The sequence below is a fragment of the Paraburkholderia terricola genome, assembly GCF_003330825.1.
GTDB lineage: Bacteria > Pseudomonadota > Gammaproteobacteria > Burkholderiales > Burkholderiaceae > Paraburkholderia > Paraburkholderia terricola.
Map to the genome: position 1 here is coordinate 3,002,038 of NZ_CP024941.1, position 22,652 is coordinate 3,024,689.

Annotated in this window: 20 protein-coding genes and 2 tRNA genes; 14 read left to right on the plus strand and 8 right to left on the minus strand. The window is 67.0% G+C overall.

Annotation, left to right across the window (positions count from 1 at the left end):
* The first annotated feature begins 50 nt into the window (after nucleotides 1-50).
* From fdxA to CUJ90_RS13370, 8 genes are all read left to right on the plus strand, one after another.
* Complete coding sequence (gene fdxA, locus CUJ90_RS13335) at nucleotides 51-374, plus strand: ferredoxin FdxA (RefSeq protein WP_006052862.1); 324 nt, start codon at nucleotides 51-53, stop codon at nucleotides 372-374.
* Between the two features lie 82 nt (nucleotides 375-456).
* A tRNA-Asn gene (locus CUJ90_RS13340) sits at nucleotides 457-532 on the plus strand.
* 62 nt (nucleotides 533-594) lie between these two features.
* Nucleotides 595-670: transfer RNA gene (locus CUJ90_RS13345), tRNA-Asn, on the plus strand.
* Nucleotides 671-855: 185 nt separating this feature from the next.
* Nucleotides 856-1,335 carry a CreA family protein gene (locus CUJ90_RS13350; protein WP_114162995.1) on the plus strand — a complete coding sequence of 160 codons (480 nt, stop codon included), beginning with the start codon at nucleotides 856-858 and terminating at the stop codon, nucleotides 1,333-1,335.
* A gap of 100 nt (nucleotides 1,336-1,435) precedes the next feature.
* On the plus strand, nucleotides 1,436-2,266 hold the full coding sequence (locus CUJ90_RS13355) for a helix-turn-helix transcriptional regulator (protein ID WP_114162996.1): 831 nt from the start codon (nucleotides 1,436-1,438) through the stop codon (nucleotides 2,264-2,266).
* A 477-nt stretch (nucleotides 2,267-2,743) separates the two neighbouring features.
* Nucleotides 2,744-3,568: an AzlC family ABC transporter permease gene (locus tag CUJ90_RS13360; RefSeq protein WP_114162997.1), complete on the plus strand. Its 825-nt coding sequence runs from the start codon at nucleotides 2,744-2,746 to the stop codon at nucleotides 3,566-3,568.
* Nucleotides 3,565-3,888: an AzlD domain-containing protein gene (locus tag CUJ90_RS13365; RefSeq protein WP_114162998.1), complete on the plus strand. Its 324-nt coding sequence runs from the start codon at nucleotides 3,565-3,567 to the stop codon at nucleotides 3,886-3,888. Before CUJ90_RS13360 ends, CUJ90_RS13365 begins: the two co-directional genes overlap by 4 nt.
* Nucleotides 3,889-4,189: 301 nt before the next feature.
* Nucleotides 4,190-4,951: a DUF4088 family protein gene (locus CUJ90_RS13370; RefSeq protein ID WP_114162999.1), complete on the plus strand. Its 762-nt coding sequence runs from the start codon at nucleotides 4,190-4,192 to the stop codon at nucleotides 4,949-4,951.
* 22 nt (nucleotides 4,952-4,973) lie between these two features.
* Here CUJ90_RS13370 and CUJ90_RS13375 read toward each other — a convergent pair whose 3' ends face one another.
* The 3 genes from CUJ90_RS13375 to CUJ90_RS13385 form a co-directional block, all read right to left on the minus strand.
* Nucleotides 4,974-7,139, minus strand: a complete 2,166-nt coding sequence (locus tag CUJ90_RS13375; RefSeq protein WP_114163559.1) for an ATP-dependent helicase — start codon at nucleotides 7,137-7,139, stop codon at nucleotides 4,974-4,976.
* A gap of 255 nt (nucleotides 7,140-7,394) precedes the next feature.
* Nucleotides 7,395-7,658: a hypothetical protein gene (locus CUJ90_RS13380; protein ID WP_114163000.1), complete on the minus strand. Its 264-nt coding sequence runs from the start codon at nucleotides 7,656-7,658 to the stop codon at nucleotides 7,395-7,397.
* 164 nt (nucleotides 7,659-7,822) lie between these two features.
* Nucleotides 7,823-8,278: a hypothetical protein gene (locus tag CUJ90_RS13385; protein ID WP_073427216.1), complete on the minus strand. Its 456-nt coding sequence runs from the start codon at nucleotides 8,276-8,278 to the stop codon at nucleotides 7,823-7,825.
* A gap of 307 nt (nucleotides 8,279-8,585) precedes the next feature.
* Between CUJ90_RS13385 and CUJ90_RS13390 the strand changes: the two genes are divergently transcribed.
* The 4 genes from CUJ90_RS13390 (at nucleotide 8,586) to fumC (ending at nucleotide 13,931) form a co-directional block, all read left to right on the plus strand.
* On the plus strand, nucleotides 8,586-8,804 hold the full coding sequence (locus CUJ90_RS13390; RefSeq protein WP_011489423.1) for an RNA-binding S4 domain-containing protein: 219 nt from the start codon (nucleotides 8,586-8,588) through the stop codon (nucleotides 8,802-8,804).
* A gap of 314 nt (nucleotides 8,805-9,118) precedes the next feature.
* On the plus strand, nucleotides 9,119-10,546 hold the full coding sequence (locus CUJ90_RS13395; RefSeq protein ID WP_073427215.1) for an MATE family efflux transporter: 1,428 nt from the start codon (nucleotides 9,119-9,121) through the stop codon (nucleotides 10,544-10,546).
* 303 nt (nucleotides 10,547-10,849) lie between these two features.
* Nucleotides 10,850-12,514, plus strand: coding sequence for a phospholipase D family protein (locus CUJ90_RS13400; protein ID WP_114163001.1), 1,665 nt, complete (start codon nucleotides 10,850-10,852; stop codon nucleotides 12,512-12,514).
* 16 nt (nucleotides 12,515-12,530) lie between these two features.
* Entirely contained in the window at nucleotides 12,531-13,931 is a 1,401-nt protein-coding gene (gene fumC, locus CUJ90_RS13405; protein ID WP_073427213.1) for a class II fumarate hydratase, read from the plus strand.
* Nucleotides 13,932-14,093: 162 nt separating this feature from the next.
* Here fumC and CUJ90_RS13410 read toward each other — a convergent pair whose 3' ends face one another.
* From CUJ90_RS13410 to CUJ90_RS32840, 4 genes are all read right to left on the minus strand, one after another.
* Nucleotides 14,094-14,600 carry an acyl-CoA thioesterase gene (locus tag CUJ90_RS13410; protein WP_114163002.1) on the minus strand — a complete coding sequence of 169 codons (507 nt, stop codon included), beginning with the start codon at nucleotides 14,598-14,600 and terminating at the stop codon, nucleotides 14,094-14,096.
* Nucleotides 14,601-14,769: 169 nt separating this feature from the next.
* Entirely contained in the window at nucleotides 14,770-15,840 is a 1,071-nt protein-coding gene (locus CUJ90_RS13415) for a GlxA family transcriptional regulator (RefSeq protein WP_114163003.1), read from the minus strand.
* Entirely contained in the window at nucleotides 15,840-17,159 is a 1,320-nt protein-coding gene (locus CUJ90_RS13420; RefSeq protein ID WP_244219922.1) for an MFS transporter, read from the minus strand. Before CUJ90_RS13420 ends, CUJ90_RS13415 begins: the two co-directional genes overlap by 1 nt.
* Nucleotides 17,160-17,287: 128 nt before the next feature.
* Complete coding sequence (locus CUJ90_RS32840; RefSeq protein ID WP_167449659.1) at nucleotides 17,288-17,431, minus strand: putative periplasmic lipoprotein; 144 nt, start codon at nucleotides 17,429-17,431, stop codon at nucleotides 17,288-17,290.
* Nucleotides 17,432-17,624: 193 nt separating this feature from the next.
* On the opposite strand from CUJ90_RS32840, the gene CUJ90_RS13425 reads away from it, so the two are divergent.
* Nucleotides 17,625-18,338: an ArsR/SmtB family transcription factor gene (locus tag CUJ90_RS13425; RefSeq protein WP_114163004.1), complete on the plus strand. Its 714-nt coding sequence runs from the start codon at nucleotides 17,625-17,627 to the stop codon at nucleotides 18,336-18,338.
* A gap of 216 nt (nucleotides 18,339-18,554) precedes the next feature.
* Nucleotides 18,555-21,344: a DUF6600 domain-containing protein gene (locus CUJ90_RS13430; protein WP_152035350.1), complete on the plus strand. Its 2,790-nt coding sequence runs from the start codon at nucleotides 18,555-18,557 to the stop codon at nucleotides 21,342-21,344.
* A 117-nt stretch (nucleotides 21,345-21,461) separates the two neighbouring features.
* Here the strand turns inward: CUJ90_RS13430 and CUJ90_RS13435 are convergent, their stop codons facing one another.
* Nucleotides 21,462-22,433 (minus strand): thymidylate synthase, encoded by a 972-nt coding sequence (locus CUJ90_RS13435; protein ID WP_114163006.1) that lies wholly within the window; start codon nucleotides 22,431-22,433, stop codon nucleotides 21,462-21,464.
* Between the last annotated feature and the right edge of the window lie 219 nt (nucleotides 22,434-22,652).

Sequence of the window (22,652 nt, forward strand, 5' to 3'; positions counted from 1 at the left end):
GCTTTTGGCGCTTGGCGCCGTTCTCTGATCCGCATGCAGGAGCTGCCTGAATGACTCACGTTGTGACCGAAAGCTGCATCAAGTGCCGCTATACCGACTGCGTCGATGTGTGCCCGGTGGACTGCTTTCGCGAAGGTCCCAACTTCCTCGCGATCGACCCCGACGAATGTATCGACTGCGCCGTGTGCGTGGCCGAATGCCCGGTGAACGCCATTTACGCCGAAGAAGACGTGCCGGGCGACCAGCAGAACTTCATCGAACTGAATGCCGATCTGGCGAAGAACTGGCCGAGCATCACCAAGACAAAAGCGCCGCTGCCGGAAGCCGACGAGTTCAAGGACGTGAAGGAAAAGCTCGCGCTGCTCGTCCGCTGAGCGTTGCGGCGCGTAAGCACAAGGTATTGACAGGCGCGTAAGCTGCTCCTACAATTTCGTTTCTCTGCTGTTGTTGTTCTGTTCCTCGATAGCTCAGTCGGTAGAGCGCCGGACTGTTAATCCGTAGGTCCCTGGTTCGAGCCCAGGTCGAGGAGCCAAGAATTGCAAAGGCCCGTTAACCAAGACGGGCTTTTTTATGTAGATCAGGTTGTACTGCTGTTCCTCGATAGCTCAGTCGGTAGAGCGCCGGACTGTTAATCCGTAGGTCCCTGGTTCGAGCCCAGGTCGAGGAGCCAAAATTCTGGAAGGCCCGCATCCGTGCGGGCCTTTTTGTTTTGGCGTGGCGCTCGCCTGCGTCGATCGCACTCGCCCCCGTGACCGGCACGCCGTTATACGATGGCGGTTTCCCGGCGTGCATGTCACGCCCGGTCCCGGCATCCCGTCCATGCGTCCAATCCCGACGCTCATTCACGACCCTCTCATGAAACCGATCTCGTCGCGCCTCGCGCTCGCAGTTGCCGCCGCACTAGCCCTCGTACCGACGGCACACAGCGAGGAAGTCGCCAGCGTCAATACCAACTTCCGCATCACCGGTTCGGACCGCGTGGTCGTCGAGGCTTACGACGACCCCGCGGTTCAAGGCGTGACCTGCTATGTGTCGCGAGCGCGCACCGGCGGCGTCAAAGGCACGCTCGGCATCGCGGAAGATCCGACAGAGGCGTCCATCGCCTGCCGGCAAGTCGGCGCCATCCATTTCACCGGCCCGCTCAAGCAGCAAGCCGACGTGTTCTCCGTGAGCATGTCGCTGATCTTCAAGTCGCTGCACGTGGTGCGGGTGGTCGACGCGAAGCGCAACGCGCTGGTGTATCTGACCTACAGCGACCGGGTCGTCAGCGGCAGCGCGAAGAACAGCGTGAGCGCGGTGCCGATGCCGGCCGGCACGACGATCCCGGTCAGGTAAGCGCCGCATCCACGGCAAACCGCACGCAAGATACGCGCATCGGCCCACGCGCCGGCAGGTCACGGCGCGCTACACTGGGCAGTCTCGCCCGACCTTCACCATGACCGCCGCCCATCGCTTTCAGGACTCCGCCCGTTACTGGCGCACGCCGCTTCTGCCCGGCGCGGACCCGCTCACGGCCGAATACCACGACCACGAGTTCACGCCGCATTGGCACGATGCATACACGATTCCCGTGATCGTGGCGGGCGCCGAGGGCTATCGCTATCGCGGAACGGATTATGTTGCCGAGGCCGGCAGCGTCCCGATCATCAATCCGGGCGAATTGCACACGGGCTCGAGAGCCGTCGAGGCCGGCTGGCGCTATCGGGTGATGTATGCGCCGGTGCATTTCATTCACGCGCTCGCCGATGAAGTCGCCGGCAAGCGAAAGGCGCTGCCGTGGTTCGCACCCGGCGTGATCCGCGACGCCGATCTCGCACGACGGTTGGCGCGAGCGCATCGTCTGCTGGAGGCGGGCGACGACGCGCTCGCCGCCGAGGCCGCCATGTTCGACGCGTTGTCCACGCTATTGGTCCGCTACGCGCAAACGCAGCCGGAGCCTGCGCGGCTCGCTACCGACGACGTCCGCGTGGCGATCATGAAAGAGCGTCTCGCGGGCGACCTCGTCACGCCCGTCACGCTGACCGATGTCGCGCGTGCGGCGGGCCTCTCGCCGTTTCACGCGGCGCGCCTTTTCACGCGGGCCACCGGCCTGCCGCCCCACGCGTGGCGCAATCAGGTGCGTCTGCAACGCGCGCTTGCGCCGCTGCGCGCCGGCGTTTCGGTGACGGAGGTCGCCGCCGCCAGCGGGTTCACCGATCAAAGCCATTTCACCCGGCATTTCCGGCGCATGTTCGGGGTGCCGCCTGGGCGCTGGCAAGGGCGCTGAAGCGGCGCGGGCGAGCGGCGTGGGCGTTGGCCCCCTTTGGGGCAACAACGCAGCCGCTCTTCGCCCGCTGCTTGCTGCCCCCGCCTTCTGTCCGTTGCCCGTTGCGCTCTGCCGTCCTCTTCGCCCTCCGCCCTCCGCCCTCCGCCCTCCGCTCTTCGCCCTCCGCTCTCCGCCCTCCGCCCTCGCCCTCGCTCTCCGCTCTCCGCTCTCCGCTCTCCGCCCTTCGCCCTCCGCCCTCCGGCCTTCGCTCTCCGGCCTTCGCTCTCCGCCCCTCGCCCTCGCCCTCGCCCTCGCCCTCCGCCCTCCGCCCTCCGCCCTCCGCCCTCCGCCCTTCGCCCTTCGCCCTTCGCTCTACGGCCTTCGCTCTACGGCCTTCGCTCTCCGCCCCTCGCCCTCGCCCTCGCCCTCGCCCCCGCCCCAGTCCCCGCCCCCGCCCCCGCCGCAAGAACGTACAAGCCTCGTCCACCACCGCCCGCTATGCTTCCCGAACCAAGGAGGCAACGATTGACCCATCCCACCCCAAGCCGGCCCACCCACCCGGGCCATCGAAAAGACTTCACCGCCGGCGCACGCGACATCATCCCGATGATGGTCGGCGCGGCGCCCTTCGGCGTCATCTTCGGCACACTCGTCGCATCGGGGCCGCTGCATTCCTGGCACGGTCAGTTGATGTCGCTCGCCGTGTTCGCCGGCTCCGCGCAGTTCATCGCGCTCGGCCTGATCGCCGGCCACGCGAGCTTCGCGGTGATCTGGGCGACGACGCTCGTCGTCAATCTGCGTCACGTGCTGTACAGCGCGACGCTCGCGCCGCACGTCGCGCATCTGCCGGCTCGCTGGCGCTGGGTGCTCGGCGCGCTGCTCACCGACGAAGTCTTCGCCGTCGCGTGGGAGCATTACCGGCACAGGGCGCCCGGCACGGTCGGCCCGCACTACTTCTTCGGCGCGGGCCTGGCGATGTACCTGAACTGGCAGCTCTGGACCGTCGCGGGCCTGTTGTTCGGCGCGGCCTTCCCCGGCTTGCAGTCGCTCGGGCTCGATTTCGCGATGGTCGCCACCTTCATCGCGATCGTCGTGCCGCAACTCGTCGCGCTGCGCTACATCGCGGCGGCCGTCACCGCGGGCATGCTGGCGTTTTTCTGGCAGGCGTGGCCGTACAAGCTCGGCCTGCTCGCCGCCGTGTTCGCGGGCGTCGCGGTCGGCGTGCTGCTGTCGCTCTCGCGGCCGAACTCGCGACGTAGCCGGAAAACGACCCAGGAACACGCGCGAAACAACGCCCGGAAAACGGCGGGAGCGTCGCAATGAGCTATGTCGTCCTGATTCTCGGCATGGCGGTCATCACGTGGGTGATTCGCGCCGCCGTCTTCGTTCTCGGCGACCGGCTGGGGTTCCCGCCGCTCATGCGCACCGCGCTCGGCTTCGTGCCGGTGACCGTGCTGACCGCGATCATCGTGCCGATGGCGGTTTCGCCGCACGGCGCGAGCGCCGAACTGACGTGGCGCAATCCACAACTGGTCGGCGCGCTGTCCGCCGTCGCCGTCAGCGCGCTGACGCGCCGTCCGCTGCTGACCATCGCGGCCGGCCTGACGGTCTTTTTTATCTGGCAATGTGTCGTGCTCAAATAACGCGCGAACCGTGAGCCGCATACGCCGACCGCGCGCCGTACCGGCGCTGCGGGCCGTGCGGCACGCGCGCATGCCGGGCGACGCATTGCTCCAAAGCCGGCGCCATCGCCGGCACGCCCTCAAGTTTCCGTCGAATCCGCCGATATGCAGTCGAGGTCCGCTCGTCGGGATACAGGTCCCGCTGGTTACGCGGCAACAGGCAGGAATCAACCGCGCCGGCATCCGGCGTCGCGTCTCACCGGGTCCGCACGCGGCCGAACGACACGACGAGGCCGCGCGGCAGGACCAAACGGGATATCACATGGGTCAAATCACCCTCACGCTCAAGGACGAGACCATTGCGACGCTGCGCAAGGATTTCGACGCTTTTCTGCGCGTCTCGCTAAAGCTCGATCCGCAGTTCGCAACGCCGTCGTTCGAAGACTTTTTGCGCGCCAAGCTGCTCGACAACATGGTGCCGTTGACCGAACACGCGGTTCAACGGATGTTGCAAGGCGGTCAATACGCGTGGGCGAAGCGCACGCTCGACAAGGAATTCCCCGATGTGGTCGCGATTCTGATGCGGCAGGCGGGCGAATTCGGTTTCGGCTTCGCGGCGCGCTCGGAATGGACGCCGGAAGAGCTCGCCAAGCAATGTCGCGACTGGGCGGCGGCGATCGTCAAGGAAGCGGAAGGCGACGCGGTGCTGGTCGATCCGCTCGCCGCGCAGATCAAGAGCGCGGTGCAGGACATTCAGGCGCTCGAGGAAATCATGCAGACGCCGGCCTGGCGGCTAGTGGAGTCGCTGCGCCAGCGCGTCTACGAAGCCAAGGTGGCGTGCGAAACCGGCGTGGGCAGCACCGCGCGCGAGAAGCTCGGCGAGTTGCGCGGGCTGCTGCGCCTGGGCATTTCGCACGGCTCGTTCCAGAAGCAGGAAGCGCAGCAGATCATGGAGTACCTGCGCCTGCTGAAGCCGGAGATTTTCGTCGAAGAGCCGTACGATGTGTTCTCGCGCATGGCCGCATGGCTGCGCAATTTCTTCGTGCCGCCGCGTCCGCAACAGCAGCAGCGGCAGTCGCGGTAACCCTGAGACCGTCGCTTGGGGCTCAATCCCACATCTTCCTGAGCTTCGCCCCGATCTCGATCTTCGCCTGCGCCGCGGCGGCCAGCCCCGCCGCCGTGGGCGCGGCCGGCACCGGCACGCGCGGCCACGCATACGCGTCGAACAACGGCAGCAGATGCGCGGGGATGAAGCGCGTGCGCGACGCCCACACGTGACGGTCGCCCATATGCGTCTGGTTGTGCACGTAAAAGCGCTGCGGCACGACGATGTGCAGGTCTTCCTTCGCACGCGTCATCGCTACGTATAACAGACGCCGCTCCTCGTCGATGTCCTCTTCGCTGCCGGTGGCGAGATCGGACGGCATGCAGCCGTCGACGCCGTTCAGCACGAACACGTTGCGCCACTCCTGGCCCTTCGCCGAATGGATCGTGGAGAGGATCAGGTAGTCCTCGTCGATCAGCGGCACGCCGGATTCGTCGCTCGTGGCGTCGGGCGGATCGAGCGTCAGTTCGGTCAGAAAGCGTTCGCGCGACGGGTAGGTGCCCGCGATGCTTTCCATCTGCAACAGGTCGGCGTGGCGGATCGCCGCGTCTTCATGATTGCGCTCCAGATGCGGCTCGTACCAGCGCCGCACCATTTCGAACTCGGCGGGCCACGGCGTTTGCCGCGCATACACGCTCGACATGAGCTTGACGAACGGATGCCAGTCTTCCTGCGCGCGAGCGGGCGGCGCGAACGCGGCCAACGCGCCGGCCGCGCTGTTGGTCGCGTTGTTGGTCGCGCTGCCGGACGCATTGCCGGCCGGCTCACCGTTGCCGGCGCGCGCGGCGACTTCGTCGAGCACCCTCGCCGCGGTGGCCGGCCCCACGCCCGGCAGCAACTGCACGACGCGAAAACCGGCGACGCGGTCGCGCGGATTTTCCGCCCAGCGCAGCACGGCGAGCACGTCCTTCACGTGTACGGAATCGAGAAACTTCAGCCCGCCGAATTTCACGAACGGAATGTTGCGGCGGGTCAGTTCGATCTCCAGCGCGGCGCTGTGATGCGCGGCGCGAAACAGCACCGCCTGCGACTTGAGTTTCATGCCCTGCTCGCGCGCTTCGAGCACCTGCTCGACGACATAGCGGGCCTGATCGGCTTCGTCGGCCACCGTGACGAGACGCGGGCGCTGCGCCGACGCCTTGTCGGTCCACAGATTCTTCGTGTAGCGCTCGCTGGCGAGCTCGATCACCGCGTTCGACGCCGCCAGGATCGGCCCGGTCGAACGGTAGTTGCGCTCCAGCGTGACCTGCCTCGCGGGCGGATCGAAATGCGCCGGAAAGTCGAGAATATTGCGCACGGTCGCGCCGCGAAACGAATAGATGGACTGCGCGTCGTCGCCGACCACGGTCAGGCCGCGCCCGTCCGGTTTCAACGCGAGCAGAATCGACGCCTGCAGGCGGTTGGTGTCCTGGTACTCGTCGACCAGCACATGATCGAAGCGCGCCGACAGATCGGCGGCGATCGCCGGCTCCGCGGCCATGTGCGACCAGTAAAGCAGCAGGTCGTCGTAATCGAGCACGCTCTGCTTCTGCTTCGCTTCGACGTAAGCCGCGAACAGCATGCGCAGATCGGCTTCCCATTCGCGGCACCAGGGAAACGCCTTGTCGAGCACCTGACCAAGCGACGCGCCGGTGTTCACGACGCGCGAGTAAATGGCGAAACAGGTGCTCTTGGCCGGAAAGCGCCGCTCTTTCGCCGACAAACCGAGTTCATGGCGCACGAGGTTCATCAGGTCGGCGGAATCCTCGCGGTCGTTGAGCGTGAAGGCGGGCGCAAGGCCGATCAGATCCGCGTATTCGCGCAAGAGACGCGCGCCGACGCTATGGAACGTACCCGACCATGTGAGCCCTTGCGCCAACGCGGCCCGCGTGCCCAGCGCCGCGCCCGCGATGCGCGTGACGCGGCGGGTCATTTCGAGTGCGGCGCGGCGCGAAAACGTCAGCAGAAGGATGCGGCGCGGATCGGCGCCCTTCACCACCAGATTGGCGACGCGGTGCGCCAGCGTATTGGTCTTGCCGGAGCCGGCGCCCGCGATCACCAGCAGCGCGCCCGGCGGCGCGGTGGGTGTGTCGGCGCCGTATTCGACGGCTTCGCGTTGCGCGTCGTTGAGCCTGGCGAGCCAGGCGGCGGTATCGAACGGCGGCGGAGATTCGGCGACGGAGGGCAAGATGGCTTTGAGCGTTGGATTGGATTTGGTGCGGCGACGCACACTGTATATCCATACAACCACTGCAGACAAGCGACCCTTTTTTGCGGCACGCGCCTTGCGCCGTTCAACGCTGCGCCGCTCGCTCGACTACGCCGTTCACGACCAGCGAGCACGAAACGACCGCGCGAAAAAATGGCCCGAAGCGCATCCGCGCATCAGGCCACTTTTTCGTGCACGGCAGAACGTGTGTCGACGCCCGCGCGCAGCCGAACCCTACTGCTTCTTCGCATCCTTCAGCTTGGCCTCGGCGTTTTCCTCATCCGCGTCGGCCTGAGCCTCGGTCTTCTTCTTGTCCGCCTTGGCTTGCGCGACCGACGACTTCTTGTCGGCCTTCGCCTGTTCCTTGGCCGCCTTCTTGTCGGCGTGGGTCACGGGCGCGGCGGCGGGATCGCTCGCCTGCGCGAACGCCACTGACGACAGGCAACCCGCGATCAGGGCGGCACAAAGCTGGTTCCTGGTGGATTGATTGATGCTCATGCGATACCTCCGTTTAATGCGATGCGGGACGAGACAGCGCGCTTCGAATCGGACAGATCGTCACGCGGCAAGCTGGGCGAAGCATCCGGTCCGCACCCTTTCAAGCGCGCCTGGTTGCGGCCAGCGTGCCGGCCCGTTCGGCCAGCACGCCTGCCGCCTCCGGCTTAGTGCTTCACGTCGGCCCCATCGGTCTGCTCGACCGACTGGCCCTGCATGTTCATCTTCATCTCGTTGCTGGCGGCCTGCTTGTCCGCCTTCTGGTTGATCTTGGCGTCGCGCACGTGTTCCTTGTATTGCGACTTGGCGGCCTTCTGCTCTTCCTTCAACTCCGCCTTGGACGCCTTCTTCGACGCCCGGTATTCGGCATTGGCCTTGGCATTGGCGTCGCGCTTCTGGACCAGCGGGTCGGTCGAACCCGGCGCGGTCAGCACCGTCGGCGCGGGCGTTACCGGTTGCACGCCTTGCGCGGCCGGCGCCGCGGGCGCGAGATCGGCCCCTTGGGTCTGAACCTGTGCCTGGCCGCTCACACCGGCGGACGGTTGCGCGGTCTGCGCGACCGCCGCGGTGGCGGCAAAAGCCGTGAGGGCGGTACCGATCAGGAGGGTGCGAATCTTGGTCATGGCTAATCCTCTCTAAGATTGTTGTGACGCGGGCGTCGAATCGAGTGCAACGGCGGCAAGGCTGGAGCCGCTGCCGGTTCTCGCCCGGTCTACTGCTGCCGGAAAATCCAGCAGGCTTTGCTACTGGATCCAACTTTACGAGTGAAGTCCGCGATACACGACCGGTGTTACGCAAGGTTTCACTTTCCGACAGAAACCTAACAACTGCTTGCATTTGCTTGCGCGACGTCTTCGCTACACGCTGTGTTTCATCCAAGGCAAGCTTGTGGCTTATGATGCGAACCCTTTGTCTGAAGGCGCAAACGCCATGCCCAATCTCGATTTCACGCTGACCGGCGACTACGTCGAATTGCACAATCTGCTGAAGATAACGGGCCTCGCGGACAGCGGCGGCTCCGCGAAAATGATGGTGGCGGACGGCGCGGTCACCGTCGACGGCCGCGTCGAAACGCGCAAGACCTGCAAAATTCGCGCAGGCCAGGTGGTGCTGCTCGGCGATACGCGGATCGCGGTTCACGAGGCGTGACAAGCGGTCGGACGCGCATTCCGGGAACTCGGAGGAAGGCGCGCACCAAAATCGTGCCTTATCCATCGACATCGTGACGGCATCGCAATAAGCTGTCGGTTTCCCACAGACAAACCATTGGGCTGACAGCCGCCCTACGCGCTCGCCGAAGGACCGCAAGGCACGGCAAGCCTCGCCGGAATCAGGCCGGGCCGCCGCCGCATCTCGCCGCATCTCGCCCGTCAGCGCCGCCGCGCTCGTGCGACCTGCGTCCGCGGCCGCGCTGCCGCCCGCTGCCAACCGCTGCTGTCACCATTTCCGCCGCCAGGCGCTCCATGACTGAATCCGGCTTTACGAGGGTGGCCGCCCGGCCCCCGACCTTGACCCGCCACGCCGCCGACACCGCCCGGCTTGCCGCGCCGCTTGCCATCGCGCAGCTTTCGCAAATGGCGATGGCCGTGACCGACACGATCCTGCTCGGCTCGCTCGGCCCCGATGCGCTCGCCGCCGGCGGCCTCGGCGCCAACCTGTTCTTCGTCGTGGTGACGCTGTTGCAGGGCGTGCTGACCTCGGTCAGCGTGAGCGTGTCGCACGCGCGCGGCGCGCAGGACGAAGGCCGCGTGCCGCATATCTACTGGACCGGCTTCGTGCTGTCCGTGCTGCTCTCGGTGCCGGCCTTCTTCCTGCTGTCGTTCGCCACGCCGATCCTGCTGGCCTTCGGCGAGCCGCCGCTGCTCGCGCGCAACGTCGGCGAATACGCGGCGGTGCTGCGCTGGGGCGCGCTCGGCAGTCTGATCGGCGTCGGCTTGATGCGCTCGTTCCTGCCGGCGATCGGCGCGGCAAAGCGGCTTCTGTGGGTGTCGATCGTGAGCGTGGGGGTGAACGGCTTTCTGAATTACGGCCTGATCCACGGCGCGTATGGTCTGCCGCGCCTCGGTTTTCTCGGCTCGGCGGCCGCCACCTCGATCACCGTCTGGCTGAGCGCACTGGTGTTGATGGCGCTGCTGCACTTGCGGCCGCGCTACCGGCATTTCGTGGTGGCGACGCGGCCCAACGTGCCGTTGATGGGCGAACTGTTCGGCATCGGCTGGCCGGTCGCGATCACCTACGGTGTCGAGTCGACGCTGTTTCTCGCCACCGGTCTGATGGTCGGGCTGCTCGGCGAATCGCAACTGGCCGCGCATCAGATCGCGCTGAACGTGGCCTCGGTGGCCTTCATGGTGCCGCTCGCGATCGGCCAGGCGGCCAACGTGCGGGTCGGCTTCTGGTCGGGCGCCGGGCAGCCGCTCGCCGCGCGGCATGCGGGCTTCGTCGCGCTGGCGCTGGGCGTCGGCTTCATGACGCTGTCGGGCATCGTGCTGATCGCCGCGCCGCACTGGATCGTCGGCCTGTATCTGCATCTCGACGACCCGGGCAACGCGGCCACCGTTGCGCTGGCGAGTTCGCTGCTCGGCGTGGCCGCGATTTTCCAGATCGTCGACGGCATGCAGACGGTCGGCTCGGGTTGCCTGCGCGGCTTGAAGGACACCCGCGTGCCGATGATCGCCGCGGCGTTCGGCTACTGGGTGATCGGTTTTCCGACCGGCTACACGCTGGCGTTTCACTTCGGCCTCGGCGCGCGCGGCTTGTGGTGGGGGCTCGCGGCGGGCCTCGCGAGCGTCGCGCTGCTGATGACCCTGCGCTTTCATAAGCTGAGCTTGCGGCGCGTGCCGGCGGCGCCCGACGTGCCGGCTGGCGGGTCGGCGCGAGCGCCGGATCGCTAAACGTAGCCTGCGGTTCACCGGGGTATTCGCGGCACCGCTAATCGCGCGTCTTTATGTGGCGGCAACGACCGCCGTCGGCATCATGTCAGGCCAATGAGCACCTGCGAATCGTCGTGGGTCTCGTTGGCCGTTGCCTGTTCAGCAAGACCCTTCCATCCGCGGTCCAGGGCCATTGGGCGCACCCCGCAGCCATATGGAAGGACGAAAACCCGTCAGCCTGATTCCCCTTAGAATGGATTTCTCGACAGCGTGAGCTGACCGCCCGCGCTGCCGATTAGAACCAGAAAACAAGGGAGATAAAGCGTGCCGCGGCATCAAGATCAACAAGAGGCTACACAGCGGGCTACCCAGCGAGACAAGCGCGCGTTCAGCACCGTCAGACATCTCTTCCTGCTGGCCTGCGCGACCGCCTTGCTGAGCGCCTGCGCCGACAAACCGCCCGCCACCGCGTTCGACCGTCCGGTCACGCACGCGCTGCCCGCCAGCGACGCCACCCCGCTTCGCACCGCCCTCGCGCCGCTCGAAGCCGCGCACCGGGATCAGTCCGGCTTCCGGGTGTTGTCGAGCGGCACCGACGCGTTGCAGATGCGCATCGCGCTCGCCCGCGCCGCGACCAAAACCCTCGACATGCAGTACTACATCGCCAACGAGGACACCACCGGCAAGCTGTTGCTCGGCGCCGCGCTTTACGCGGCCGATCACGGCGTGCGCGTGCGCATGCTGGTCGACGATCTGAACTTCAAGGACATCGACCGTTTGATGGCCGGCTTGAATTCGCACGACAAGATCGAGATCCGCGTATTCAATCCGTTCGGCAGCGCGCGGGAAAATCTGGTCCAGCGCACGACGAACGTGTTCACGCAGATCGGTCATTTCACGCGCCGCATGCACAACAAGGCGATGATCGCGGACAACCAGTTGGCGATCGTCGGCGGCCGCAATCTCGGCGACGAATACTTCAGCGCCAGCGATACGCTGCAGTTTCGCGATCTCGACGTGCTGGCCGCCGGCCCGATCACCGCCGACATCTCCGCCAGTTTCGACGACTACTGGAACAGCAGCATGGCGTATCCGCTGCGCGTGCTGAACAAGCAGAAGTTCGAGGCGAAGAAACTGGACGAGACGCGCGACGAGTTGCGCCAACACTGGCGCACCAACGCCGACCCGTATAACGCGAAGCCGCTGAACGCCACGCCGCTCGCTTCGCAGATCGCCACGCAGCAACTCGGTTTGACCTGGGCGCGCGCCGAATTCAAGGTGGACGTGCCCGAGAAAATCGAACATCCGTCGCCGGACTACGTCAGTCCGCCGTTCAAGCGGCTGGGCGAATTGATGCGCGACGCGCGGAAGGATCTTCTCGTCGTGTCGCCCTACTTCGTGCCGCACGAGGCGGGCGTCAAGGCGGTCGGCCAGTTGACGCGGCGCGGCGTGCGCGTGGCGATCCTGACCAATTCGCTCGCCGCGACCGATGCCGTCGCCGTGCAGGCGGGCTACAGTCCGTTTCGCGTGCCGCTGCTGAAACAGGGCGCCGAGTTGTACGAGTTCAAGCCGCAGCAGCAGGACGGGCCGCCGGCAGGCTTCGCCGGCTCGCAATCGCGCGCGAGCCTGCACGCGAAAGCCTATGTAATCGACCGCCAGATCCTGGTGATCGGCTCGATGAATCTCGATCCGCGCTCGGCCAACCTGAACACCGAGCTGGCGCTGGTGATCCATAGCCCGCCGCTCGCCGCACAGGTCGCGCATATCTTCGATCTCACCACGAAGCCCGAAGTGAGCTATCGCGTGACGCTCGCGGACGACGCGCAAGTCGCCCATCTGCGCTCGATCGGCGCGCCGTCCTCGCCGCTCGTGTGGACCGACGTCGAAAAAGGCGCGCGCCGCACCTACATTTTCGACCCGGAGGCCGGGTTATACCGGAATGCGCTAACCGGGCTATTCTCCCTATTGCCCGTCAACGCAGAACTTTGAAAAGCGGAGTTGAACCATGAGTGAAGATGTTCGAATGGAGCGCGACACGTTCGGTGAGATCGGCGTGCCGAACGCTCGTCTATGGGGTGCGCAGACCCAGCGCTCGCTGCAGAATTTCCGCATTTCCACCGAGAAGCAGTCGCCCGAACTGATCACCGCGCTGGCCGTGATCAAGCGCGCCGCCGCCGAGGTCAACCTGGGTCTCGGCGTGCTCGACGAAAGCAAGGCGAAGGCGATCATGCAGGCGGCCGACGAGATCATCGACGGCAAGCATCCCGACGAATTTCCGCTCGCGGTGTGGCAAACCGGCTCCGGCACGCAGACCAACATGAACCTCAACGAGGTGATCGCGAACCGCGCGAGCGAACTGCTCGGCGGCGAGCGCGGCGAAGCGCGCAAGGTGCATCCGAACGACGACGTGAATCGCGGCCAGTCGTCGAACGACGTGTTTCCGACGGCGATGCACGTGGCCGCCGCGTATGGGATCGTCAAGCATCTGCTGCCCGCGCTGAAGACGCTGCGCGATACGCTCGACGGCAAGGCGAAAGCCTTCGCCGACATCGTCAAGATCGGCCGCACGCACTTGCAGGACGCCACGCCGCTCACGCTCGGCCAGGAGTTTTCGGGTTACGTCGCGCAACTGGACCAAGGCATCCGTCATGTGGAAGCGGCGCTGCCGCATCTGTATGAACTCGCCCAGGGCGGCACGGCGGTCGGCACCGGTTTGAACGCGCATCCGCAATTCGCCACCCAGGTCGCCGCCGCGATCGCCAGGCTGACCGGCGTGCCCTTCATTTCGGCCGCGAACAAATTCGAAGTGATGGCCGCGGCCGACGCGCTGGTGTTCGCGCACGGCGCCTTGAAAACCGTGGCGGCAAGCCTGAACAAGATCGCCAACGACGTTCGCTGGCTGGCGAGCGGCCCACGCTGCGGCCTCGGCGAACTGTCGATTCCGGAGAACGAGCCGGGTAGCTCGATCATGCCGGGCAAGGTCAATCCCACTCAGTCGGAAGCGTTGACGATGCTCTGCGCGCAGGTATTCGGCAACGACGTCGCGGTGAATATCGGCGGCGCGAGCGGCAACTTCGAGTTGAACGTGTTTCGGCCGATGATCGCGCACAACGTGCTGCAATCGATCCGCCTGCTCGCCGACGGCGCGCTCAGTTTCAACGACAACTGCGCGGTGGGTATCGAGCCGAACCGCGAGCGTATCGACACGTTGCTCAACGAATCGCTGATGCTGGTGACGGCGCTCAATCCGCACATCGGCTACGACAAGGCCGCGCAGATCGCGAAAAAGGCGCACAAGGAAGGCACCACGCTGAAGGCGTCGGCGCTGGCGCTCGGCTACGTCACCGAGCAGCAGTTCGACGAATGGGTGCGGCCGCACGACATGGTGGGGCATTCGGCGAGTTGAGGATGCTGGGGGGCGGCGGTTGCGGTTGCGGTTGCGGTTTCGGTTGCGGTTGCGGTTGCGCTTCGCGGTTGCGGTCCGCCTCAACGGTCGGCGCTTGCAGTTGGCCTCAGCGCTTGGCCCCGCCGCCAGCGCCCCGTGCGCCACGCCAAAAGCGAGCGCCGCTTAAACCTTGCCCTGCGCCACTTCTTCGGGCTTCAGCTCGACGATCGCATCGAGCGCTTCCTTCACGTCCATCGCGTATTTGGCGAGGCGCTTCTGTTCATCCGTCTCCGGCATGAACGCCGGCACCGGCACCGGATGGCCGTTTTCGTTGACGGCCACCATCACGACCAGACAATCCGTGGTTTGCAGCAGCTCACCGCCCTTCGGGTCGCCCGCCTGCACCGACACGTGAATATGCATGCTGGTGCGGCCCGTCGCCACGACCCGCGCGCGCAGTTCGACCAGGTTGCCGACGAGGATCGGCCGGCGAAAGCGGATATTGCCCACGCTGACCGTCACGCAATAGCGCCCCGACCAGACCGCCGAGCACGCGTAGGCGGTCTCGTCGATCCACTTCATCAACGCGCCGCCGTGCACCTTGCCGCCGAAGTTGACCGAGCTCGGCTCGGCGAGAAAGCGGAAAGTGGTTTCGGAACGGTCCAGCGGCGCTACGAGATGGCTGCTCATCTTGACTCCGGTCAATCGGATGCATTGAAAGGAGGCGATTATACGAGCGCAATATTGACAGCGTCGCGGGTTGGGTGGGCCGGATGCGCGGAATTTTTGCCGGGGAGAGGACGCGCTCGCGCATGGGGCTTCGGGTAATGACTCGGTTGCGTCGCGCCCGAATCGCGGCTCAGCCCGCCCTCGCTTCCTCGGACGCCGCCGCGCGCTGCGGCACGACCGCCGACATGAAGCGCTGCCGATAATCGAGCGGCAGCACGCCGAAGCGCCGCACGAACGCGCGCCGCAAGTTCTGTTCGCTGCCGAAGCCGCAATCCAGCGCGATCCGCTTGAGCGGCCGGCGCGATTCCGCCAGCGCCCGCGCGGCCGCTTCGAGCCGCAGCGCGGAGACGGTTTTGGCCGGCGTGCGGCCGACCTCGTCGACGTAGCGTCGCGCGAAGGTCCGCGGGGTCATCCGGGCGCGCTCGGCGAGCCGTTCGATCGACAGATCGTCGCGCAAATGCGCCGCCATCCAGCCGTGCAACGCCTCGAACGGTCCATGCGCCGAGGCCTGCGCCGTCAGCGCCGCGCTGAACTGCGACTGTCCGCCGGGCCGCTTCATGAAGACGACCAGGCGGCGCGCGGCCTGCATCGCCACCGCGTGGCCGAGGTCTTCGTCGATCAGCGCGAGCGCCAGGTCGATGCCCGCCGTCACGCCCGCCGACGTCCATACGGCGCCCTCGCCTTCACGATGCCCCGCATCGCGGATGAAGATCGGATCGGCATCCACCTGCACGTTGGGAAAGCTGCGTGCGAGTTGCGCCGCGCTGCGCCAGTGCGTGGTCGCGCGGCGGCCGTCGAGCAGGCCCGCCGCCGCCAGATAGAACGCGCCGGTGCACACCGAGCACACGCGCCGCGCCCGCGGCGCGTGGCGCCTGATCCACGCGACGAGTTCGGGTTGCAGCGTGCCCTGTTCATCGATCGGCACGCCGGGGACGACGAGCGTGTCGATCGGCTGGTCGTCGAGCGAGTCGAGCCGTTCGGTGACGACCGGCAAGCCGGGAAAGGTTTGCAGCACGCCGCCTTCGATCGACGCGACCGTCGTGCGGTAGGCCACCGGGTGGGCCGGTTTGACGCCGGAGTCCGCAGCCGCGGCGGTAGCCGCCGCAGCCAGCTCCGCGCGCCAGAACGCCTCGAGCGGCCCGCACGCGTCGAGCAGCACAAGCTCCGGGGCAACCGCGAAAACGATATGACGGACAGCCATCACGACACCACCTCCGCCGCTGCCTGCTTTCTCGACCACGCGTAGGCCAGCGTGGCCAGCGCCGCGATCCCGAGCAGCGGAAAGATCGCGGCATTGATCGTCGCCCAGCCGAAGCGCGTCAGCAGTTGGCCGGCGAACAGGGAACCGAGCGCGGAAAACGCGAAGGTCGTGAATTCGCTGGTGGCCTGCGTCTTGGCCCGTTCCGACGGCCGGTACGATTGCGCGAGCAGCGTCGAGCCGCCGACGAACATGAAGTTCCAGCCCACGCCAAGGCACGCGAGCGCCGCGTAGAAATGCGGCAGATCGGTCGATCGCAACGCGAACACGCCGCACAACGCGGACAGGCCAATGCCGGCGCCGATCACCGGCAGCACGCCGAAGCGCCCGATCAGGCGCGCGGAAAAGAGCGACGGCGCGTACATGCCGACCAGGTGCCATTGGATGATCGCCGCGCCGTCGCCGATCGTATGGCCGCACGCGACCGCGGCGATCGGCGTCGCGGTCATCACGAACATCATCACGGCGTAGCCGAGCGCATTGTTGGCGAGCGCCGCGGCAAAGATCGGCTGCCGCACGATGTCGCCGAGCGGCCGCGCCGCTGCGTGGGTGGCGGTGACGCGCGCGAACGGCGCGGCGTCGCGATAGAGCAGCGCCAGCAACGCAATCGACACGAGGCCGAAGCCCGTCACCAGCACGTAGGAACCGGCGAACGCGACCGGCGTGAGCCAGTCCTTGCTCCACGCGGCGAGCAGCGGCCCACACACGGCCGCCACCACGCCGCCCGTGAGCACCGTCGAAATCGCGCGGCTTTTGCCGTCCATGCCCACGGCGTCCGCCGCCGCGAGCCGGTAATACTGCGCGAACGCCTGGAACACGCCGACCGTCGCCGTCCCGGCGCAAAAGGCCCAGAAACTGTGATGAAAGATCGCCCACACGGAGACCGCGCCGCCCAGTGCACCGACGCCCGCGCCGAGCATGAAGCCCGCGCGCCGGCCCACGCGCGCCATCAGGAACGATGCGAAGATCGTCGTGAGCGCGGCGGCGACCGTGATCAGCGAGAACGGCAGCGTGGCGAGCGCCTTGTCGTCGGCGAGCGTGTAGCCCACCAGACCGGTCAAGGTCAGATCGATCGATACCGACGACGTGTAAAGCGCCTGGCAGACGGCCAGCACGCGGGCAGCGCGCCGGCCGTGCGGGTCGGGGCGGTGAACGTCGGTTTCGGCGGCGGCGGCGGTGGTGACCGCAGGGGGAGTGGCCGTCGGCGCGATGGCGAAAGTGGCTGAAGTGGAGAAAGCGGAGGAAGTGGCGGACGGCGGCATCGGCGAGACCTCTGGCGGCGAAAATGGCGATGCCCTGATCGTCACACGAGCGGCGGTGGCAGAAATGACAATGATGCATCATTCTCTGCCAGCCGGTTCGGTTCGTCCGCCTGGAAAAGCGCCGGTCTTTATTTGCGGAAGGTGATTCCTTCGTCGATCGTGCCGTACATCGTGATGCTGCCGGTGCCCGCACCCGCGTCCGAATCGGCGCCGCCATGCGCGCAAGCACTCAACAGCATGACCGCGGCGGCAACGGCGAAAAGAGTTTTCATGACAGCGTGTTCCCGCAAGGACAGGGTTTCGATTCTAGCCTGGCGATTTCGCGTGACGCCGAAGCCGCGCGTTCGAAACACATTTGCGGAGCTGCTGCACTCCATCGTTCACGCTAAGCTGAAACATCGAATGCCGCGGCCCGATACAGTGACCGCATGACGCCCCATCCGCGCCGCCAACGGAGATACCCGAATGACCGCTACGCTTGCAGACCAACAGAACCATTTTCCGGGGCTGAGCCGAATCGGCGCATTGCTCGCCGACCCCGGCCGTGCCGCGATGCTATGGGCGTTGATGGACGGCAGCGCCCGGCCAGCCGGCGAATTGACGATGATCGCCGGGCTCTCGCCCTCGGCGGCCAGCGCGCACCTCGCGCGTCTGACCGACGGCGGCTTGCTCGCCCTCGAGGTGCGCGGCCGGCATCGCTATTTCCGCATCGCCTCGGCTGACATCGCCGCGTCGATCGAAGCGCTCGCCAACGTCGCACAAGCCAGCGCGCCGCAGCGGCCCGTGCCGCGCGCGGCGCGCACCGTGCCGCTCGACATGCGCTACGCCCGCACCTGCTACGACCACATGGCCGGCGAGCTGTCGGTGCGGGTGTTCGCGCGACTTGTCGAGCGAGGTCTGCTGACGCTGCACGGCACGTCGCTCGAAGCCACGCCCGAAGGCGCCGTTCGTTTCGCCGACTGGGGCATCGACCTGTCCGCGCAGAAGAGCCGGCGGCGGCGCTTTGCCTGCACCTGTCCCGACTGGAGCGAGCGGCGTCCGCATCTGGGCGGCGCGCTCGGCGCGGCCCTGCTGGATTCGTGGTCCACGCACGGCTGGGTCGAACGCACGGAGCGCCCCCGAATCCTGCGCGTCACGCCCGCCGGGCATCGGCATTTCGATGCGTTTCTGGCCGCTTGAATCGCGGCTGAAAAACACGGCTAATCGAGTGCTCCGATTACAGAAAATCCGCAATCGGCTTACGAAAGACCTTCCCGGAAGCCTTCTCCGGCTTGGGCGAGACCTTTTGTTACACGCTGGTGAGGCGGCCTTACAAAAGTGGGGGCCTTGAAACAAACGCTGCGGGTACAGTGGGTTCACGGTTGCTGCACATGCACCATCCGTCGGAGAGAGCTCATGAGAATAGTGACCACACCCCAGCATTCGAAACGCCGCCCCACCCGCCCTACGCCGATCGCCAGGGCGGTCTGTCTCGCGACCTGTCTCGCGGGATTGCTGTTCACGACGCACGCCGCGCTGGCGCAGGAAACCGGCGAGGCGCCCCAGGGCGCGGCCAGCCAGAACACCGATCCGCCCGGACGCGTCGCGCGTCTGAACTACATGGCCGGCACCGTGACCACTGAGCCGGCCGGCGCCAATGACTGGTCGTACGCGCAGATCAATCGGCCCCTCACCACGGGCGACCAGTTGTGGAACGATCAGAACGCGCGCTCGGAGTTGCACATCGGCTCGACCGCGGTGCGCCTCGGCCAGTCCACCAGCCTCGACCTGCTCAATCTCGATGACAACAGCGCGCAGCTAAAAGTCGCGCAGGGCACGCTGTCGGCACGGGTGCGCGAACTGCCGCCGGGCTCGTCGTATGAAATCGACACGCCGAATCTGGCGCTCGGCCTGAACGGCCCCGGCGATTATCGGGTCGACGTCGCGCCGGACGGCAGCAGCACCACCGTCACCGTGCGGCGCGGCAGCGCGACCGCGTACGGCGACGGCGGCCAGGTGCCGGTCGCGGCCGGCCAGCAAGTGCGCTTTGCCGGCACCAACCTGCAACAAGTCGCCAACGACGGCGCGCCCGGTCCCGACGGCTTCGACCAGTGGGCCGCGAGCCGTGACGCCGCGGAAGACCGCTCGGTGTCGGCGCGCTACGTATCGCGCGAAATTCCCGGCTACCAGGATCTCGACGCCAACGGCACATGGCGCAGCAGCCCCGAATATGGCGAAGTGTGGGTGCCGCGCGCCACGCCCGCCGGCTGGGCGCCCTACCACGACGGCCATTGGGTATGGCAGGCGCCGTGGGGCTGGACGTGGGTCGACGACGCGCCGTGGGGCTTCGCGCCTTACCACTACGGCCGCTGGGCCTATGTCGACGACTCGTGGGCATGGGTGCCGGGACCGGTGGTGGTCAGCCAGCCGCCGGTGTATGCGCCGGCGTTGGTGGCCTTTGTCGGCGGCGGGGGCGGCGGCGTCGATTGGGGCGTGAATCTGGCCATCGGCGGCGCCGTCGCGGCCGGCGTCGCGTGGTTTCCGCTCGGGCCGGGCGAGCCGTGGCATCCGCGCTGGGGAGATCGCGATCATTGGAGTCCGCGCTACTACGAACGCGTGAATCAGACGACGATCGTCAACAACTACAACCGCAACGTCACGAATGTGAATGTGACCAACATTCACAACACCTACGTCAACTATCGCGCCCCGGGCGGCGTGACCGCGGTGCCGGCGACGGCGTTCGTGCATGGTCAATCGGTCGGGCGCTTCGCGCAGAAGGTCGATCCGCAGCAATGGCGCAATGCGCGGATCAATCCGGGGGCGCCCGGCATCGCGCCGGTGCGCGAGAGCTTTGGGCCGGGCCTGCGCAACGCCAATTACCGGCCGCCGGCGGGGGTGATGGCGCGTCCGGTGGTCGCGACGCGCAATCCGGCGATGCCGGCCGCCTACCACGACAGTCTCGCGCAGCGCTTCGCGCAAGGCGGCGGACGGGTGCCGGGCGCCGGTCAGCCGATCGTCCGAACCTCGGTCCCGGCGCGCATGGCGGGCGGTCCGGGCGCGCTGCCGGTGCAGAATGTGCGGGTCGTGCAGTCGCATATCGCCGGACGTCCGCCGGGGGTAGCGCCGGGTGCGCCTGGTGCGCCTGGTGGAACGGTGGGCTCGTCGGCCGCGCCGGGGACGCCTGGTGCGCGGGGAGCGCCGGGAGCGCCGGGTGGACCCGCGCCAGTCGGTGCGCTTGGGACGACCGGTGGACGGGAAACGCCCGGAGCGCCGGGCGGGCCGACGGGCATGCAGCAGCCTGGACAGCGGCCTCGGCCTGGCGAAGCACCGATTAACCAGCGTGCCGGCGAACCGCAAGGGCGGCCCGGCATGCCGCCGCAGACCGCCAGTGGGCGCCAGCCGCCTGGAGACGGGGGTCATCCGTCAAATGGCGTGCCGCGCCCGCCACAAGCGGCGGTCGGCGGCAATCTGAACGCTTTCCCCCAGCAACGCGGCGGGCCGCAACAACCGGAAGCGAACGGACGCCATGAGCCCGTCTGGACGCAGCCGCATGCGCCGATGGCCCAGCAGGCGCAATCCGGGCAACCGGGACAGGCGCGCGGTGGTTCGCAGGAGCAGGCCGCACGGCCGGGCTTCGCGCCGCAGCCTGGCGCCGACGCGCGCGGCGGAATGCAGCCTCGCGGCGTGCCGCGTCCGGCGGACAACATGGCTTCGGCGCAGCAGATGCAACGTCAGCCTGAAGCGCAGGTGCCGCGTCCGGCGGATGTCCCGCAGATGCGGCAGGAGCCGCGCCAGGACGCTTATGCGCAAGCGGCGCAGCAGCAAGCGCGTCAGGAAGCTCGTCCGCAACCGACGCCGCAGCCTCGCCAGGAACCTCGTACGCAGCAGGTTCAGCAGCAACCGCGTCCGGAATTTCGTACCGAGCAAGCGCCGCAGCCGCGCCAGGAGCCGCGTCCGCAGCAGGTTCAGCAACAGCCGCGTCCGGAGTTTCATCCGCAGCCGACGCCGCAGCCGCGCCCTGAGCCGCGTCCGCAGCAAGTTCAGCAACAGCCGCGTCCGGAGTTTCATCCGCAGCCGGCGCCACAGCCGCGTCCTGAGCCGCGCCCACAGCAGGTCCAGCAGCCGCGCCCGCAACCCCAGCCGCAGCACGGCGAGCAACATTCAGGCGGCGGCGGCAATCGCGATGAGCATCACAAAGGTTGAGCGCCAGCCGAATTCCAGCGCCCTTCGCTCCGCGTGCTCATAGGCAGGAAGAAAAAACCCCCGCGATTCACGTCGCGGGGGTTTTTTCCTTGATCAGCCTGCCGGCCGGGTGGACGCTCAAACCGCCATCGGCGCCGTCAACGGCTCGTGATGCCGGTAACCCACCAGCGAGAAATCCGACGGCTCGATCTTCTCGAGCCATTCCGGCTCGTAAACGCCGGTTTTGGCATAGTCCGGCACGCGATCCGAGATCGCGAAGGACGGGCTGTCGTAGGGCTCGCGCCCGAGTTGTTGACGCAACATGTCGAGCTGATTCTCGTAGATATGCGCATCGCCGATGAAGTAGGTGAACCAGCGCGGCGTGTACCCCGTCAGGCGGCCGACCAGGTGCAGCAAGGCCGCGCCTTCGGTCAGGTTGAACGGCGTGCCGAGGCCGACATCGTTGCTGCGAATGTACAGGCACAGCGAAATCTCGCGGCGCGCCACGTTCGGCAGAAACTGGTAAAGCAGGTGGCAAGCCGGCAACGCGATCTGATCCAGCACCGCGGGGTTCCAGGCGTGAAACAGAATGCGCCGGTCGCCGGGATTCTGCATGATCGTGTCGAGGCACTGGCGCAACTGGTCGATCGCCTTGTACAGCAGCACCTTGCGGCTGCCGTCTTCCTCGAACTCGGTCACGACACGGAAGCCACGCGCGCCCGCGTCGGCCAACCGCGCGCTCGCGCTTGCGTCCAGCACCTTGTACGCCGGCCACTGACGCCACTGCACGCCGTACACGTCGCCGAGATCGTCCGGACCCTGCCGATACGGATTGGCGAGCCACTGCGGATTCTGGTTGGCGTTCGCGTCCCACACTTTGCAGCCGAGGTCGCGAAAATCGGCGGCGCTGCGCGACGCGCGCAGGAACCCGACCAGTTCGCCCACCGCCGACTTGAACGCCAGCTTTTTCGTGGTCACCGCGGGAAAGCCCTGCTGGAGATCGAAGCGCAACATGGCGCCCGGCATGCTGATGGTGCGGATGCCCGTGCGGTTCTCCTGCCACGTGCCGGTGTCGAGGATCATGCGGACGAGGTCCAGGTATTGTTTCATGCGGTTTCCTTCGACGAGGCGCGTGCCGCCGTCAGCACGCGTCACGGATTGAGCGAAAAACCGATTTTAGCAAGCGCGGGCAGGCAACGTCCGGTCGCGGCGTGCATCGAGGAAAACATCGCGGAAGGGAGCGCTATGGGCAACGCTGGGCAAGATGGAGACGCGCGCTCGGTCCAGGCCGTTGGCGGCCTCCGACAAACTCGCACGAAACGCATGCCG